Consider the following 17,194-nt stretch of genomic DNA (forward strand, 5'->3'; position numbering starts at 1 on the left):
CGCCCCGCCCCGGACGTACGGGGGCGTGGGGCCGGAGGGGGTCCCGAGGGGCTGAGGATCCGTCAGTGCCGCGGGAGCCGGGCGGGATCGCCGCCCGGTCTCCCGGCCGGGGCCGCCGTCGGCACGGCCGGCGCGACCACTCCCGGGGCCGGTCCGGCCGTCGGGCCGGGGCCCGCGCCGGGGGCCGGGCCGGGGACCGCGCCCGGGGCGGGGTGCGGGGCGGTGTCGGCGGGCGCGGTGGGCCACCTGGTGGACCGGGCCGCCGTCTTCGTGGGCAGCACCGCGTCCGCGCGCAGCCGGAACCAGTAGAAGCCGTGCCCCGCGAGGGTGAGCAGGTACGGCAGCTCGCCGACGGCGGGGAAGCGGACCCCGCCGATGAGCTCCACCGGGTGCAGCCCGTCGAACTGGCGCAGGTCCAGCTCGGTCGGCTGCGGGAAGCGCGAGAAGTTGTGGACGCACATCACCAGGTCGTCGCCGTACTCCCGGAGGAAGGCGAGGACCGCGGGGTTCGACGACGGCAGCTCGGTGTACGAGCCGAGGCCGAAGGCCGGGTTCTGCTTGCGGATCTCGATCATGCGGCGGGTCCAGTGCAGCAGCGACGACGGCGAGGCCATCGACGCCTCCACGTTCGTCACCTGGTAGCCGTAGACCGGGTCCATGATCGTCGGCAGGTAGAGCCGTCCCGGGTCGCAGGACGAGAAGCCCGCGTTGCGGTCGGGCGTCCACTGCATCGGGGTGCGGACGCCGTCGCGGTCGCCGAGCCAGATGTTGTCGCCCATCCCGATCTCGTCGCCGTAGTAGAGGATCGGCGAGCCGGGCAGGGAGAGCAGCAGGGCGGTGAACAGCTCGATCTGGTTGCGGTCGTTGTCGAGGAGCGGGGCCAGGCGCCGCCGGATGCCGATGTTGGCGCGCATCCGCGGGTCCTTGGCGTACTCCGCGTACATGTAGTCGCGCTCCTCGTCGGTGACCATCTCCAGGGTCAGCTCGTCGTGGTTGCGCAGGAAGATGCCCCACTGGCAGTTCGCCGGGATCGCCGGGGTCTTGGCCAGGACTTCGGAGACGGGGTAGCGGGACTCCCGGCGCACCGCCATGAAGATGCGCGGCATCACCGGGAAGTGGAACGCCATGTGGCACTCGTCGCCACCGCCGGCGAAGTCGCCGAAGTAGTCGACGACGTCCTCCGGCCACTGGTTGGCCTCGGCGAGCAGCACGGTGTCGGGGTAGGCGGCGTCGATCTCCTTGCGGACCCGCTGGAGGAAGGCGTGGGTCTCCGGGAGGTTCTCGCAGTTGGTGCCCTCCTCCTGGTAGAGGTACGGCACGGCGTCGAGGCGGAAGCCGTCGATGCCCAGGTCCAGCCAGAACCGCAGCGCGGAGAGGATCTCCTGCTGCACGGCCGGGTTCTCGTAGTTCAGGTCCGGCTGGTGCGAGAAGAACCGGTGCCAGTAGTACTGCTTGCGCACCGGGTCGAAGGTCCAGTTCGACGTCTCGGTGTCGACGAAGATGATCCGCGCGTCCTGGTACTGCTTGTCGTCGTCGGCCCAGACGTAGTAGTCGCCGTACGGGCCGTCGGGGTGGGCGCGGGACTCCTGGAACCACGGGTGCTGGTCGCTGGTGTGGTTCATGACGAAGTCGATGATCACCCGCATGCCGCGCTGGTGCGCGGCGTCCACGAACTCGACGAAGTCGGCGAGGTCGCCGAACTCCGGCAGCACCGCCGTGTAGTCCGACACGTCGTAACCGCCGTCGCGCAGCGGCGACTTGAAGAACGGCGGCAGCCACAGGCAGTCGACGCCGAGCCACTGCAGGTAGTCCAGTTTGGCCGTGAGGCCCCTGAGGTCGCCGATGCCGTCGCCGTTGCTGTCCTGGAAGGAGCGGACCAGCACCTCGTAGAACACGGCCCGCTTGAACCAGTCGGGGTCCCGGTCCTTGGCGGGTGTGTCCTCGAACGTGTCGTGGACGGGCTCGTTGACGGTCATGATGTGGGTGACCCTCCGATCGGGGGAGACGGTCGCAGGACCGAACCGTGCTGATCAGGGGGGCAGCCCCCGGATCCCCGGCACACCACGAACACGTGCGCGGGCGATACGCCCGGCTCCAGGCGCACGTAGTTGGTCCTGCCCCAGTGATAGGTCTCGCCGGTGAGCTCGTCGCGCACCGGTACGGTCTCGTGCCAGTCGAGGCCGAGATCCGGCATGTTCAACGAAACCGTGGCTTCCTGGGTGTGGTGGGGGTCGAGGTTCACGACCACCAGAACAACGTTCGAACCCGTCCGCTTGCTGTACGCGATGATCGCGTCGTTGTCGACGGGGTGGAAGCGCAGGTTCCGTAGCCGCCGCAGCGCCGGGTGGCGGCGCCGCAGCCGGTTCAGCGCGGTGATGAGCGGGGCGATGCCGCGGCCCTCCCGCTCGGCCGCCGCCCAGTCGCGGGGGCGCAGCTGGTACTTCTCCGAGTCGAGGTACTCCTCGCTGCCCTCCCGGACCGGGGTGTTCTCGCACAGCTCGTACCCGGCGTACACGCCCCACGTCGGCGACAGCGTCGCCGCCAGCACCGCGCGGGCCTCGAAGGCCGGCCGGCCGCCGTGCTGGAGGTAGGCGTGCAGGATGTCCGGGGTGTTGACGAAGAGGTTCGGCCGCATGGTGGCGGCGGACTCCGTCGACAGCTCCGTCAGGTACTCGGTCAGCTCCTGCTTGGTGTTGCGCCAGGTGAAGTACGTGTACGACTGCTGGAAGCCGATCGCGCCGAGCGTGCGCATCATCGCGGGCCGCGTGAACGCCTCCGCCAGGAAGATCACGTCCGGGTCCGTGCGGTTGACGTTGGCGATCACCTTCTGCCAGAACACCACCGGCTTGGTGTGCGGGTTGTCCACGCGGAAGATCCGCACCCCGTGCGCCATCCAGTGCCGCAGCACCCGCACGGTCTCGCGGACGAGGCCGCGCATGTCCTTGTCGAAGGCGATCGGGTAGATGTCCTGGTACTTCTTCGGCGGGTTCTCGGCGTACGCGATGGTGCCGTCCGCCCGGTGGTGGAACCAGGCCGGGTGCCGCTTCACCCACGGGTGGTCCGGCGAGCACTGGAGCGCGAAGTCCAGCGCGACCTCCAGCCGCAGGTCACGGGCGCGGGCGACGAACGCGTCGAAGTCCTCGATCGTGCCGAGGTCCGGGTGGACGGCGTCGTGGCCGCCGTCGGCCGAGCCGATGGCCCACGGCACGCCCGGGTCGTCCGGGCCGGCCTCCAGGGTGTTGTTCGGGCCCTTGCGGTGCGTGGTGCCGATCGGGTGGATCGGCGGCAGGTACACCACGTCGAAGCCCATCGCCGCGATCGCCGGGAGCCGGTCGGCGGCCGTGCGGAACGTGCCCGACACCAGCCGTCCGCCGGCGTCGCGGTAGGCGCCCTCGGACCGCGGGAACATCTCGTACCAGGACCCGTACAGCGCCCGCTCCCGTTCGACGAGCAGCGGCAACCGCCGGGAGGCGGTCACCAGTTCGCGCAGCGGGTGGCGGTCCAGGGCCTCGCGGACCTCGGTGGCGAGCGCGGCGGCGAGCCGCTGCGCGGGGGCGCGGCGCGTGTCGCGCAGCGCGTCGACGGCGGCGAGGACGGTCTCGCGGCCCTCGTCCTTCGGCACCCCTTCGGCGGCCCGCTCGTGGAGGGCTGCGCCCTCGGTCAGGACCAGCTCCGTGTCGATCCCCGCGGGCACCTTGATGCCGGCCTGGTGGCGCCAGGTCGCGACCGGGTCGCTCCACGCCTCGACGTGGTACGTCCAGCGGCCCTCGCAGGTGGGGGTCACCTCGGCGCCCCACCGGTCGGTGCCGGGCGCCAGCTCTCTCATGGGGGTGAACGGGCCGGTCCGCCCCGACGGGTCCGTGAGGACCACGTCGGCGCCGACCGCGTCGTGACCCTCGCGGAAGACCGTGGCCGAGACCTGGAAGGTCTCACCGGCCACCGCCTTCGCGGGCCTCCTGCCGCAGTCGACGATCGGGGAGAGGTCCAGGACGGGAATGCGACCAATCAGCGGGTTCACGGCATCACCTGAGGGTTGCTTACGGGGTATCGCTCTTTGTAACTGCTCCGTTGACGCGTGGCGCGGCGCAGGCATCACCGCTCCTCTCCGGGTTCACTCGGGTGGGCGGGGTACCGGAGGAGCCTTCCCACCCCCTTCGGGTGCGCAATCAGCGGGTTTCACACCTGTCCGCCCGAAAAGCCGTCCGGCCAGACAGCCGAGAACCGACCCCGTTCGATGGAATCGCGGGGTCGGTCCGCAGGTCGGGAGTGTCAGGCGGCCGTTCGGGCCGCTCCGACAAGGGCCGGATTCATCTCCCCGCCCCGGTCGCCTCCCCGGCCCAGATCTGCCACGGCCGGCGGGCCACCCAGTCCTCGACCGGTCCCGGACGCACCCCCAGCAGCCGGGCCGCGGCGCCGGCGTCACCCGCCATCAGATCGGGGTCGGCCCCTGACGCCATGTGGTGGTACAGCCCGGCGACGCCCGCCGCCGCCCCGGCGCCCAGCACCCCGGCGAGGCGCTCCTCGAAGACCGCCGGGTCCAGGGGCACGTACCGCACCGAGCGCCCCAGGCCGCGGGCGAAGGCCGCCGCCAGGTCGTCACCCGTCAGGGTCAGCGCGCCGCCGACGTCGAGGACGCGCCCCTCGACGCCGTCCGCGGTGAGCGCCGCGCACACCGCCTCCGCCAGGTCCTCGTGGGAGAGCCACGCCGTCGGGGTGTGCGCGGGCAGCGGGTAGGCGAGGACGCCGTCGTCGACCAGGGCCGGGCCGTTCCAGGGGCTGAAGAGGTTGTCGAGGTAGACCGGCGGGCGCACCACCACCAGCGGCACCCCGCTCCCGCGCAGCGCCTCCTCGGCGGCCCGCCGCGTCTCGAACGCCGCCGTCCGGGTGGGCCGGGCCGGGACGCGGGTGTTGGCGTTGTAGACGATCCGGCGCACCCCGGCCGCGCGGGCGGCCGCGGCGACGTTCCGCGCGTACCGGGCGACGCGCTCCGCGTCGTACACGAGCGGCATCGTCACGGCGGCGTGCGTCGCGCCCTCGAAGAGCGCCCGGACGTCCTCCGCCCGGCCCAGGTCGCCCGAGGCGCAGGCGACCCCCGGCAGCGGTGGCCGGTCCCCCTCGGGGCGGCGCGACAGGGTCCGTACGCGGTGGCCGCGCGCGGCCAGGAGGCGGGCCACCGCGCCGCCCTGGAATCCGGTCGCCCCCACCACGGCGACGCGCATCGGAATGTGATCGGACATATGGCTGAAGGGCCCTTCGATAGGGTGTCTCTGCTGACTGGACGGCACCTTTCAGGCTGGCGGCGGCGGCTTTGGCCGATCAATTAACAAACCGGGGCGGGGGTTGAAGGATCGTCCATGGACACGACCGAGAACGACGGCGACGACCTCCTGAGCGAACTGCTGAAACCACTGCGGCTCACCGGCGTGTTCGACAGCCGCTGGCACGTGCGGGCGCCCTGGGCCATCGAGGGCGACGCCGAGCGCAGCTGCGCGGTCCTGCACTACGTCGTCGAGGGCGACTGCTGGATCAGCGGGACCGACCACCCCCCGCAGCGGCTGGTCACCGGCGACCTCGCCCTCTTCCCGACCGGCGCGGCCCACCGCCTCTCCGATCGGCCCGACCGGCAGTGCGTGCCCCTGCGGACGGTCCTGCCCGAGCGCCAGCCCGGCACCTCCGGCGCGATCAGCTTCGGCGGCGAGGGTCCCGAGACCCGGCTGCTGTGCGCCGGGTTGCACTACGACTCCAGCGCCGCGTCCGGCCTGTACCGCGCGCTGCCCTGGGCACTCGTCCTCGACACCACCCAGGTGGACCGGGAGCCCCTGCTGCGCGACACGCTGCGGCTGCTCGCCTCACCCGACCGGCCCACCGGTCCCGGCGACCGGCTCATCACCCTGCGCGCCTTCGAGATGGCGCTCGTCCTGGCGCTCCGGCCCCTGCTGCGCGACCTCACCGAGAAGCCGGGCGTCCTGCCCGTCCTGCACCACCCGGGCATCAGCCGCGCCATGGTCATGATCGCCACCCGGTTCGCCGAACCCTGGACGATCGAGTCCCTCGCCCGCGAGGTCGGCATGTCCCGCTCGGCCTTCACCGCCGCCTTCCGCGAGCTCGTCGGCGAGGCGCCCGCCCGCCACCTGACGGGGCGGCGGATGCAGGAGGCGGCCCGGCTGCTGTGCGAGACCTCGCTGCCGCAGTCGGCCGTGCCGCAGCGGGTGGGGTACCAGAGCGCGGTCGGCTTCCACCTGGCGTTCCGCAAGTGGTTCGGCAAGACCCCGGGGGAGTACCGGTCGCACGCGGCGAACGTCGCGTGACCCGGCCCCGGCCCGGCCCGGGCGGTCGCGTGACGCCGCCCCGGCCGGGCGCGCCGCTCCCCGCGTACGGGAACATTCCGGTCGCAACGGTACGCGAAGGCTGGCCGGTTCTTAAGGACCGCTGGACGGTCGTTCATTGCCGCAGGTGGCCGGGGGCGGACAGGCTCTGCAGGGCGCAGCCGTTCCGCGGAGGAGACATGGTGACCAGGTCGGGTCAGGATTACTCGCAGTCGCGACGCGACGGCCGCGTGACGGGGCCCGACGGCATGCCCGGCGCGGCGGCCACTGCCGGTACCTCCCCGCGCTCCGCCCCGCGTGCCGCGGCGGCCTCGCCGCTCCCGCCGGCCCGCCGGGAGCGGTGACGTGCCTGCGGCGGGTACGGCGCGGGCACCGCACGCCTGCGCCCCGCCGCCCCTGACCGCGGCCCCGGCGGCCACCGGCGCCGCGCCCCCACCCCCCGGCGACGGCCCCCCGCGCACGAGCGGGGACCACCCCGCCGACGCGGCGGCCACCACCCGCACCACCCCCGGGGCCCCGGCCGCCCCCGCGGCTCCCGCCGCCCCCGCCGTCCCCGCGGCCTTCGCCGCCGCTCGCGTCCGTACCCCCGGACGGGCGGCGCCGCCCGCGCGGACCCCCTGCTCGCGTACGGCCCCGCCGTCCGGCGCCGTCCTCGCGGCGGCCGCCCCGCGCCCCGTGCGACCGCGCCCGCCCGCCCCCGTACCGGCGGCCACCCCGCGCCAGGGCCGGGTGAGCGCCCCGCGGTGACGCCGGGGGCCCGGCGGGGCGCACACGCCACACCGCCACCCCCGCCGCGGTCCGCCCGAGGGCCCGACCGCGACCACCCCGTCCACACCCGCCACACCCGCCCGAGAGGGGCCTTCCGTTGAGCCTGTACGACGTCGTCGAGCCAGGACTCGTCACCTGCGCCGAACCGCGCTACCGCATCGCCGAGATACGCGCCGCCGACCCGCTCGGCGCCGACGCGGTCCTCGCCGCCGTCCCCGGCATCAACCGGGACGCGGACACCGCCGCCCTCACCGTCGCCCTGCGCGCCCTCGTCCCCGACCTCGACCGGGTCGCCGGGTGGAGCGTCGTGGAGGCCCTGGCCGGAATGCGGGACCTGGGGGTGCTCCTCGGCTCCCTCAAACGCCACGGCACCGAACCCGTCGCCGCGGTGCCGGAGGTCCTGCCCGTCCTGGAGGAGCTGGGCCGCCGCACCGACATGGTGCCGCGCGACACGGTCCACCACTACACGACCTGGAACCCGCTCGGCCGGCGCCGCCGCAGCTACACCGGATCGGAGACGGAGGCCCACCTCCAGGACGCCGTCCGGATGGTCTTCCCGGGCCTCGTCGCCGCCCTCGGCACCTGCGGGGAGCTGGCCCGCCTCGAACCGTACGACCCGGGCTTCGCCTGCGCACTGGACCGCACCGCACAGCACGTCCAGTCCATGGTCGACTCGATCGACTTCACCGTCGCCCACGTCGCGCCCGAGTTCTTCGCCCGCACGCTGCGCCCGTACTTCGAGGGGATCGACGTCGCGGGCCGCGAGTACCTCGGCCCGGCCGCCGCGCAGGTCCCGCTCTGGCTGGTCGACCTGACGCTTTGGCAGAGCGACCGCTCGGACCCCCGGTACGACGCCTTCCTCGACGAGTCCGTGCGGTACAGCCTGCCGTCCTGGCGGGCCTTCCACGCCGCGCACCGCGGCGGCGTCTCCGCCGTGGGCAAGCTCACCGCCGCGCTCAGCTGGGAGAGCGGGCACCGGACGCCGCCCGCCCTCACGGCCGCGGCCGTGTCCCTGACGCGGGTGCTGCGGCTGCTGAAGACCTTCCGCGCCCGTCACCTCGGCATCGCCCGCAAGGCGTACCACGACGACCTGCGCCTCTACGAGACGGGAAGCGGCGGCGCCCCGGTGGCCCTGCTCCGCTCGGTCCTCGACCTGACCCGGGACAACGAGAACCTGGTCCGCCGCGCCACGGTCCCGCCCCGCACCCCGGCCGCCTGAGAGGACCACGCCAGATGACTCCGGACACCACCCCGGACAGCACCTCCCGCACCCCGGGCGCCCCCCGCATCGCAGACGGCACCCCCGTCCCGGATGGCACCCCCGCCCCGGACGGCACCCCCGCGCCGGCCAGGCCCGCGAGCACCGACCGGACGCCGACCCCGGTCCGGCCCGCGACCCCCGCCGACACGACCGCCGCCGACAGGCCCCCCGCCGACACGACCGCCGCCGACAGGACCCCGGCCGACACGACCGCCGCCCCGGGCAACGTCACCGACGGCGCTCCCGGCCCGCACGCCACGCCCGACCCGACCCCCGGCACCACGTCCGCCCTCGGCACCGCCCCGGGCACCGCCCCGGGCGCCGTCGAGGACGCCACTCTGGGCGGCGGAGCGGGCGTCCGCCCCGACACCCCCGCCCGGCGGGCCGCCGCGCGCTGCGCCCTGCGCGACACGTCACCCGACATCCTCGTCGCGGGCGGCGGCGTCGCCGGGCTCACCACGGCGCTCGCGCTGCACGCCGCCGGCCACGGGCGGGTCACCGTCGTGGAGGCCGCGCCCGGGCTGCGGCCCCTCGGCGCGGGACTCAACCTCATGCCCAACGCCGTGCGGGAGCTCGACGCGCTCGGCCTGCTCGACCGGCTGGAGGCCGACGCGGTCCGCACTCGCGAGCTGCGCTACTACCACCGCTGCGGCGCCCTGATCGCCCGTGAGGAGCGCGGTCTGCGCGCCGGCTACCGCTGGCCGCAGCTGTCCGTGCACCGCGCGCACCTCCAGCGCGTGCTCGCCGACGCCGTCGAGGAGCGCCTCGGCCCCGGCACGCTCGTCACCGGTGCCCGCGTCACCGGGGTGGAGCAACCGCCCGGCGGCGCGCGGCCGCGCGTGCGGATCGAGCACTGCTCCGGCGGGGTGCGGGGCGTGACCCACCTCGAACCGGACGTGCTGGTCGGCGCGGACGGCATCCGCTCGGCGGTGCGGTCCGCGCTCCATCCGGACGAGGGCGAGCCGCCGTGGAACGGCGTGCTGGTGTGGCGGGGCGTGTCGCCGATGGACGCCCACCGCACCGCGCCGTTCATGCTGGTGGCGGGCGACGACCGGCAGAAGGCGGTCGTCTACCCGATGACCGAGCCGTCCCCGCGCCGCCCCGGGGTCCTCGTCAACTGGGCGCTGGCCATGCCGGCCGACGCCGTGGACGAGCGGTTCCTCGGCGACTGGAACCGGCCGGTCCCGGTCGAGCGGTTCCTCGACCACTACGCCGGCTGGGAGTTCGGCGGGGTCAGCGTCCCGGAGGTCCTGCGCGCGGCCGACGGCGCGTACGAGTACCCCATGGTGGACCGCGAGCCCCTCGGCCGCTGGAGCCACGGCCGCACCACCCTCGTCGGGGACGCGGCCCACGCCATGTACCCGACCGGCTCCAACGGCGCCACCCAGTCGATCGTCGACGCTCGGGCCCTCGCCCACGCCCTGGGGGTCCACCGCGACCCGGTGGAGGCCCTCGCCGCCTACGACGCGCACCGGCGGCCGGCCATGACGGAGCTCCAGCGCGCCAACCGGCGCCTGGGGCCCGAGGCCGTCATCCACCTGGCCCACGAGCGGGCCCCCGGCGGGTTCACCGACGCCGACGCCGTCGTCCCCCCGGAGGAACGCCGCGCCATCGCCGCGCGGTACGCCGCCACGGGCGCGTTCGACCCGGAGGCGGTCAACCGGGGGACCCCGTACGCCGTGCCGGTGCGGGACCTGGCGGCCGCGCGCACCCGTCCGGGCGACACGCCGGTACGCGCGCGCCCCTGAGTGCGCCCCCCGTGCCACGTGCGCCGTGCGCCATGGCCGCGCGCGGCGCCGTGGCACTACCGTCATCCCGGAACGGCGGACGCATACCGTGGTGGGTCCGCCACTGTACGTACCTCGCCTGCGAAGGTGGAACACGTGAAGGCCATCCGTCGGTTCACCGTCCGCCCCGTCCTGCCCGAACCCCTCCGACCCCTCAGCGACCTCGCGCGGAACCTGCGCTGGTCCTGGCACGCCGAGACCCGTGAGCTGTTCCAGGCCGTCGACCCCGAGGGGTGGCGCGCGGCCGGCGGCGACCCGGTGCGGCTTCTCGGCACCGTCTCCGCCGCGCGGCTCGGCGAACTCGCCCGCGACCGGCGGTTCCTGCGCCGCCTGACCGCCGCCGCCGACGACCTCGACGACTACCTGCGCGGCCGCCGCTGGTACCAGAACCACGCGGAGGGGGGTGGCGACGAACCCCCCGCGGCCGTCGCCTACTTCTCCCCGGAGTTCGGCGTCACCGCCGCGCTGCCCCAGTACTCCGGCGGCCTCGGCATCCTCGCCGGGGACCACCTCAAGGCCGCCAGCGACCTCGGCGTCCCGCTGGTGGGCGTCGGCCTGCTCTACCGGCACGGCTACTTCCGCCAGTCGCTCTCCCGCGACGGCTGGCAGCTGGAGCACTACCCGCTCCTCGACCCCAACGAGCTGCCCCTGACCCTGCTGCGCCGCCCCGACGCCACCCCGGTCCGGATCTCCCTCGCCCTGCCGGGCGGCCGCTCCCTCTTCGCCCACGTGTGGGTGGCGCAGGTCGGCCGGGTCCCGCTCCTCATGCTCGACTCGGACGTCGAGGAGAACGGGCCGGGCGAGCGGAACGTCACCGACCGGCTCTACGGCGGGGGCAGCGAGCACCGGCTCCTGCAGGAGATGCTCCTGGGGATAGGAGGTGTCCGGGCCGTACGGGCGTACTGCGCCCTCACCGGCCACCCCGCCCCGGAGGTGTTCCACACCAACGAGGGCCACGCCGGCTTCCTGGGCCTGGAGCGCATCAGGGAGCTGACCGATCAGGACACCGACTTCGACGCCGCCCTGGAGGCCGTGCGGGCCGGGACGGTGTTCACCACGCACACGCCCGTGCCCGCCGGCATCGATCGCTTCGACCGCGACCTCGTCGCCCGCCACTTCGGCCCCGGCGCCGAGCTCCCGGACGTGGACGTCACGCGCCTGCTCCAGCTGGGCCGCGAGACGTACCCGGGCGGCGAGCCGCACGTCTTCAACATGGCCGTCATGGGGCTGCGCCTCGCCCAGCGCGCCAACGGCGTCTCCACCCTGCACGGCTCGGTGAGCCGTTCGATGTTCTCCGGGCTGTGGCCCGGCTTCGACGCGGAGGAGGTGCCGATCACCTCCATCACCAACGGCGTCCACGCCCCCACCTGGGTGGCGCCCGAGGTGCTCCGGCTGGGCGCCCGCAGGATCGGTGCCCAGCGGGCCGAGGACGCCCTCAGCGTGGGCGGCTCGGAGCGCTGGGACGCCTTCGCCGAGATCGACGACGCCGCCGTCTGGGAGCTCCGCCGCGAGCTGCGCGAGCAGCTGGTGCACGAGGTGCGGACCCGGCTGCGGGCCTCCTGGCGGGAGCGCGGCGCCGGGTCGGCGGAGCTCGGCTGGATCGACGGGGTCCTTGACCCGGACGTCCTCACGATCGGCTTCGCCCGCCGGGTGCCGTCCTACAAGCGGCTCACGCTGATGCTCCGCGACCGCGACCGGCTCCGCGAGATGCTGCTGCACCCGACCCGGCCCGTCCAGATCGTCGTCGCGGGCAAGGCCCACCCGGCCGACGACGGGGGCAAGCGGCTGGTGCGGGAGATGGTCCGCTTCGCCGACGACCCGCGGGTCCGCCACCGCATCGTCTTCCTGCCGGACTACGGCATGGGGATGGCGCGGAAGCTCTACCCGGGGTGCGACGTCTGGCTCAACAACCCGCTGCGCCCGCTGGAGGCGTGCGGCACGAGCGGGATGAAGGCCGCGCTGAACGGCTGCCTCAACCTCTCGGTGCGGGACGGCTGGTGGGACGAGTGGTACGACCCGGACTTCGGCTGGGAGATCCCCACCGCCGACGGTCCGACCACCGACGAGGAGCGCCGCGACGACCTGGAGGCGCACGCCCTGTACGAGCTGATCGAGCAGCGGGTCGCGCCGCGCTTCTACGACCGGGGCGCGAACGGCCTGCCCGAGCGGTGGATCGAGATGGTCCGCCGCACCATCACCTCGCTCGGCCCGAAGGTGGTGGCGGGGCGCATGGTGCGCGAGTACGTCGAGCGGCTGTACACCCCGGCGGCGCGGGCCCACCGCGCGCTGGACCTGGAGGGGGCGGGCGAGCTGGCCGCCTGGAAGGCCCGGGTCCGCGCGGCCTGGCCGGGCGTGGCCGTCGACCACGTGGAGGCGGACGAGAGCAGCGAGGTCGCCGAGCTGGGCGCCACGCTCGCCCTGCGGGTCCGCGTCACCCTCGGCGAGCTGCAGCCGGAGGACGTGGAGGTGCAGGCGGTCGCGGGCCGGGTGGACACGCGGGACGCGCTCGCCGACGCCCGGACCTTCCCGCTGAAGCCGGCCGGCGGCGGCGGTCCCGACCAGCAGGGCCGTTGGGTGTACGAGGGTCCGCTGAGCCTGGACCGCACCGGGCCCTTCGGCTACACCGTGCGGGTGCTGCCCGCGCACCGGCTGCTCGCCGCCGGGGCGGACCTCGGGCTGGTGGCACTGCCGGCCGAGTCGCCGGGCGAGGGCGCGGGCGTCCTGCTGCGCTGAGCGGCGCCCCGGGCCGTCGCCCCCTCCCCTCGTGGGGGGCGACGGGCCCGGGGCCAGCCTGCCGTGCCGCCCGCCGCTGCGGCATCGTCCTGCGGTCCCGGGCCGCCTCGGCCGTACGGCGGACCCCGACCGGTACCGCGGGAGGAGTCCGCCGGTCCCGACCCGGTGGGCCGGGGGTGACGGAGCGGCACCGGGCACACGGGCGACCGCCGTCCCCGGGTACGCGCGGAGGCCGCCGTCCCGAGGGGGACGGCGGCCTCTGCATCCGTGGGGGGTGGCGGTGCGCCCGTCACCGGGCGGTGCGCCCGTCACCGGGCGGTGCGCCCGTCACCGGGCGGTGCGCCCGTCACCGGGCGGTGCGCCCGTCGCCGGGCGGGCGGCTACGGGAAGGTGAGCTTGAACCCGTTGATGTAGCCGGTGTCCTGCGCGGCCCGGTCCTGGACGCGGAGCTTCCAGGCGCCGTTGGCGACCTCGCTGGAGGCGTTGACCGTGTAGGTCGCCTTCACGTTGTCGGCCGAGTCGGACGAGCTGTACGGCTTCAGGTTGTAGACCGAGCCGTCCGGGGCGACCAGGTCGACGACCAGGTCGCCGCGCCAGGTGTGGACGATGTCGACGTCGACCTTGAGGGCGGAGGGGGCGTTGCCCGCGACGCCGGTGACGTCGACGGTCGAGGTGACGGCGGCGCCGTTGTCCGGGATGGAGACGTCCGCGGTGTTCTCGAAGACCTTGCCCGTGCCCGGGTCGCCGCCACCGGGGCGGGCCCCGACGTTGACGCCGGCCCAGGCGTGCTCGACGGCCTTGACCTCGGCGCTGCCGGCGCCGTACAGCTCGGTGGCGACGGCGACCGTGCCGGTGCGGGCGCCCGCGTAGTTCGTGGTGCTGGTGAACTTGGTGGTGAGCGCCTTGAACCAGATCAGCGCGGCCTTGTCGCGGCCGATGCCGGTGACGGGCAACCCGTCGGAGGTCGGCGAGTCGTAGGCCACGCCGTTGATCGTCTTGGTGCCGCTGCCCTCGGAGAGCAGGTAGAACCAGTGGTTCGCCGGGCCCGAGGAGTAGTGGACGTCGATGCTGCCGATGCCCGAGTACCAGGCGTCCTTGGACGAGCCGTCCTTGCTCGGCTTGTCCATGTAGCGCAGCGGGGTGCCGTTGCCGCGGATGTCGATCTTCTCGCCGACGAGGTAGTCGCCGACGTCCTTGGCGTTGTTCGCGTGGAACTCGACCGCGGCGGCGAAGATGTCGGACGTCGCCTCGTTGAGGCCGCCGGACTCGCCGCTGTAGACGAGCTTGGCCGTGACCGAGGTCAGGCCGTGCGTCATCTCGTGCGCGGCGACGTCGATGGACGTGAGCGGCTTGGCGTTGCCGGAGCCGTCGCCGTACGTCATGCAGAAGCAGCTGTCCTGCCAGAACGCGTTGACGTAGTTGTTGCCGTAGTGGACGCGCGAGTACGCGCCGACGCCATCACCCCGGATGCCGGAGCGGCCGTGCACGTTCTTGTAGTAGTCCCAGGTGAGGGCCGCGCCGTAGTGGGCGTCGGCGCCCGCGGTCTCCAGGTTGGTCGGCGTGCCGTCGCCCCAGACGTCGTCGGAGCCGGAGAAGAGCGTCCCGGTGCCGGAGGTGCCGCGGTTGAGGTTGTACGTCTTGTGGCTGCCGCGCGCCGTGTCGGTCAGCGTGAAGTTGCTGCCGGACTGGGCGGTGCCCAGGGTGACCTGGCCGCTGTACTGGGTGTTGCCGGTCCCGTTGTGGACCGCCTGCCACTCGTACAGCTTGGCGCCCGTCGCGGCGTCGGTGACCACGTGCAGCTCGTTGGGGGTGCCGTCGTGCTGGAGGCCGCCCACGACGGTCTCGTACGCGAGGACGGGCTTGCCCTGGGCGAGCCACACCACCTTGCGGGGCGCCTGCTGCGCCTCGGTGGCCTTCGAGCCCTCGGCGCGGGCGGCGCCGAGCGCCTGCTTCTCGGCCGCGGCCGGGGCGACGTCGGCGCTGAGGTCGACGTTCTTCAGCTCCGCGCGGGCGGCCTTGGCGACCGCCTCGGTCCTCCCCGCCTTCGTCTCGGTGACGAGGAGGTCGCCGCCGAGGACCGGCAGGCCGGCGTACGTGCGCTCGTAGCGCGTGTGGGTCGTGCCGTCCCGGTCCTGCGTCACGTCGCGCACGACGAGCTTCTCCTGGGCGCCGAGACCCAGTTCCTTCGCGGTCTCGGCCTTGCCCGCGTCGGCCGCGCGGATGAGCGCGGTGCGCTGGGCGGGGGAGAGGTCGGCGGGGAGGGCGCCCGGATCGGCCTGGCCGGCGGCCTGGCCCTTCGGGGCCGCGGTGCCCCATGCGGCGCCGGCGGAGGCGGGTCCGGTCTGGACGCCCACGGCGAACATGGCGGCGGCGGCTATCAGAGCGCCCGTCGCGGTCGCGCGACGGCTTGGCGTGGATCTCACGCGGACTCCTTTTGCGAGGGGGGTACCGGGGACCTGGGTGTGTCCCCGGGCGGTGCAAACAGAGCTGGCGGAGCAAGAACGGGGGAAGAGTCGCACTGGAGTGCGCGCCCTGTCAGGACCGCGTCAAGAAGTTGGCCGGAAGTCGTCCGTTGCCTGAAAAGTCATGTTCGTTAAGCGGACGTCAACCCCGTGTTTCCCCGGGCGGCCCGGCCGGTGCGGGGCGGTCCCCCGGCGGTACCGTCACCGGACCCCTCCCACGCAGGACTTGAGTCTCCACCCGCTGGAAGGTCGACGATGGATCCCGTGAGCGACCGCGCCGCCCTGTTGACGATCGGCGAGCTCGCCCGCCGCACCGGACTGCCGGTGCGCACCATCCGCTTCTGGTCCGACAACGGCGTCGTCGAGCCGACCGACCGCTCCACGGGCGGCTACCGGCTCTACGACCCGGACGCCGTGGCCCGCCTCGACCTGGTCCGCACCCTGCGCGAACTGGGCCTGGACCTCGACACGGTCCGCCGGGTGCTGGCCCGGCAGGTCACCGTCCACGACGTGGCCGCGGCGCACCTGCGCGCCGTCGAGGCGGAGCTCCGCACGCTCCACGTGCGGCGCGCGGTGCTGCGGCGGGTGGCCCGGCACGGAACCACCACCGAGGAGATGAGACTCATGCACGAACTGACCCGGATGTCCGCCGACGAACGGCAGCGCATCATCGACGACTTCGTCCACGCCACCTTCGACGGCCTTCCCACCGACGGACCCGGCGGGCACATCGCCGACGCCATGCGCGCCCTCCCGGCGGAGCTGCCCACCGACCCCACCTCGGAACAGCTCGACGCCTGGGTGGAGCTGGCCGAACTGGTCGGCGACGAGGCATTCCGCGCCCGCGTGCGGGAGATGGCGGTGGCCGGCGCGCCCACCGGCCCGGAGCCGCGGCCGCAGGGCCCCGACCCCGCGCTGGTCGCCGAACACGCCGGCCGCGCGGTGCGCGAGGGCGTCGCCCCGCAGTCGGCCGCCGGCAGGGAGGTCCTGCACCGGATCGTCGACCCGGCCCTGGCCCCGGCGGACCGCGCCCGGCTCGCCGACCACCTGGCCACCTTCACGGACGTCCGGGTGGAGCGGTACTGGCAGCTGCTCGGGGTGCTCAACGGCCGGCCGCCGTTCCCGCCGCAGGCACCGGCCTTCACCTGGCTGATCACCGCCCTGCGGGCGTAGGGACCGCCGGGCCCGCCACCCCGGGGACAGGCGCGTAGGGCCCGGTTCCGTACGCTGCTCCCATGAGTGAGGGGACCCGTACGAGCAGGCGGACCATGCTGCTCCGCACACTGCTGGTGCTGCTGTTCGCCTGGGGCATCGCCGTCGGCAACACCGCGCTGGCCTACGTCACGCTCGGCTACGACGCCGTCCCGATCGCCGTGGGCGTCGTGCTGAGCCTCGCCTTCGTCATCGTCCTGCGCCTGCTCCACCAGGCGTGGTGGCTGGCGCTGCTGTCGGCGGTGCCCGCCCTGTTGGTCCTGGTGGGCTCGGTGCAGTACGCCCCCGAGGCCGCGCTGGAGCGGCGCGGGGTCCGCGAGAGCGTGCTCGTCTTCGCCCACGAGGGCAGCGGCAACGACCACAGCTACACCCTCGTCGGCCCGGAGGGCCGGCTCGACGAACCGCTGGAGTACCGGGGCTCGAACCCCGGCTACCGGATCGGTCAGCGCATCGAGATCGTGCGCGACCCGGAGGGCGAGGTGCCGCTGGCCGACGCCGCCGACGTGGACGCGCGGGGCCGCCGCGCCGGCCTCGTCATCGGCGTCACCGCCTGGACGCTGATGGTGCCGCTCGCCGGATGGCGCGGGTACGTGCAGCGGCGCAAGAACCGCGAACCGCTGCTGGAGCGGCTCGGCGTCATGTGAG

9 protein-coding genes and 1 pseudogene are annotated in these 17,194 nt (G+C 74.4%); 6 read left to right on the plus strand and 4 right to left on the minus strand.

Features of this window, described 5'->3' with window-relative positions:
- Positions 1 to 281: 281 nt before the first annotated feature.
- The 3 genes and pseudogenes from treS to NRO40_RS20975 form a co-directional block, all read right to left on the minus strand.
- Positions 282 to 1,976 (minus strand): annotated as a pseudogene (gene treS, locus NRO40_RS20965) (maltose alpha-D-glucosyltransferase); the annotation flags it as partial.
- Positions 1,973 to 4,009 (minus strand): alpha-1,4-glucan--maltose-1-phosphate maltosyltransferase, encoded by a 2,037-nt coding sequence (locus NRO40_RS20970; protein WP_079047295.1) that lies wholly within the window; start codon positions 4,007 to 4,009, stop codon positions 1,973 to 1,975. The pseudogene treS and the gene NRO40_RS20970, both read right to left, overlap by 4 nt.
- Positions 4,010 to 4,307: 298 nt before the next feature.
- Positions 4,308 to 5,237 carry an SDR family oxidoreductase gene (locus NRO40_RS20975; protein ID WP_198549409.1) on the minus strand — a complete coding sequence of 310 codons (930 nt, stop codon included), beginning with the start codon at positions 5,235 to 5,237 and terminating at the stop codon, positions 4,308 to 4,310.
- A 117-nt stretch (positions 5,238 to 5,354) separates the two neighbouring features.
- Between NRO40_RS20975 and NRO40_RS20980 the strand changes: the two genes are divergently transcribed.
- From NRO40_RS20980 to glgP, 4 genes are all read left to right on the plus strand, one after another.
- Positions 5,355 to 6,308 (plus strand): AraC family transcriptional regulator, encoded by a 954-nt coding sequence (locus tag NRO40_RS20980; RefSeq protein WP_058943663.1) that lies wholly within the window; start codon positions 5,355 to 5,357, stop codon positions 6,306 to 6,308.
- 883 nt (positions 6,309 to 7,191) lie between these two features.
- The gene (locus tag NRO40_RS20985; protein WP_058943664.1) at positions 7,192 to 8,313 is read left to right on the plus strand and encodes a monodechloroaminopyrrolnitrin synthase PrnB family protein; all 1,122 of its coding nucleotides are present in this window, start codon (positions 7,192 to 7,194) and stop codon (positions 8,311 to 8,313) included.
- Between the two features lie 14 nt (positions 8,314 to 8,327).
- Entirely contained in the window at positions 8,328 to 10,103 is a 1,776-nt protein-coding gene (locus NRO40_RS20990; RefSeq protein WP_306674884.1) for an FAD-dependent monooxygenase, read from the plus strand.
- Positions 10,104 to 10,238: 135 nt separating this feature from the next.
- Complete coding sequence (glgP, locus tag NRO40_RS20995) at positions 10,239 to 12,875, plus strand: alpha-glucan family phosphorylase (protein WP_058943666.1); 2,637 nt, start codon at positions 10,239 to 10,241, stop codon at positions 12,873 to 12,875.
- 380 nt (positions 12,876 to 13,255) lie between these two features.
- Here the strand turns inward: glgP and NRO40_RS21000 are convergent, their stop codons facing one another.
- Complete coding sequence (locus NRO40_RS21000) at positions 13,256 to 15,298, minus strand: M4 family metallopeptidase (protein ID WP_257375472.1); 2,043 nt, start codon at positions 15,296 to 15,298, stop codon at positions 13,256 to 13,258.
- A 294-nt stretch (positions 15,299 to 15,592) separates the two neighbouring features.
- On the opposite strand from NRO40_RS21000, the gene NRO40_RS21005 reads away from it, so the two are divergent.
- Both NRO40_RS21005 and NRO40_RS21010 read left to right on the plus strand, forming a co-directional pair.
- Complete coding sequence (locus tag NRO40_RS21005) at positions 15,593 to 16,510, plus strand: helix-turn-helix domain-containing protein (protein ID WP_198549355.1); 918 nt, start codon at positions 15,593 to 15,595, stop codon at positions 16,508 to 16,510.
- Positions 16,511 to 16,572: 62 nt separating this feature from the next.
- On the plus strand, positions 16,573 to 17,193 hold the full coding sequence (locus NRO40_RS21010; protein WP_058942632.1) for a hypothetical protein: 621 nt from the start codon (positions 16,573 to 16,575) through the stop codon (positions 17,191 to 17,193).
- Position 17,194 lies beyond the last annotated feature (1 nt).

Source organism: Streptomyces changanensis, from assembly GCF_024600715.1.
Classification (GTDB): Bacteria; Actinomycetota; Actinomycetes; order Streptomycetales; family Streptomycetaceae; genus Streptomyces; species Streptomyces changanensis.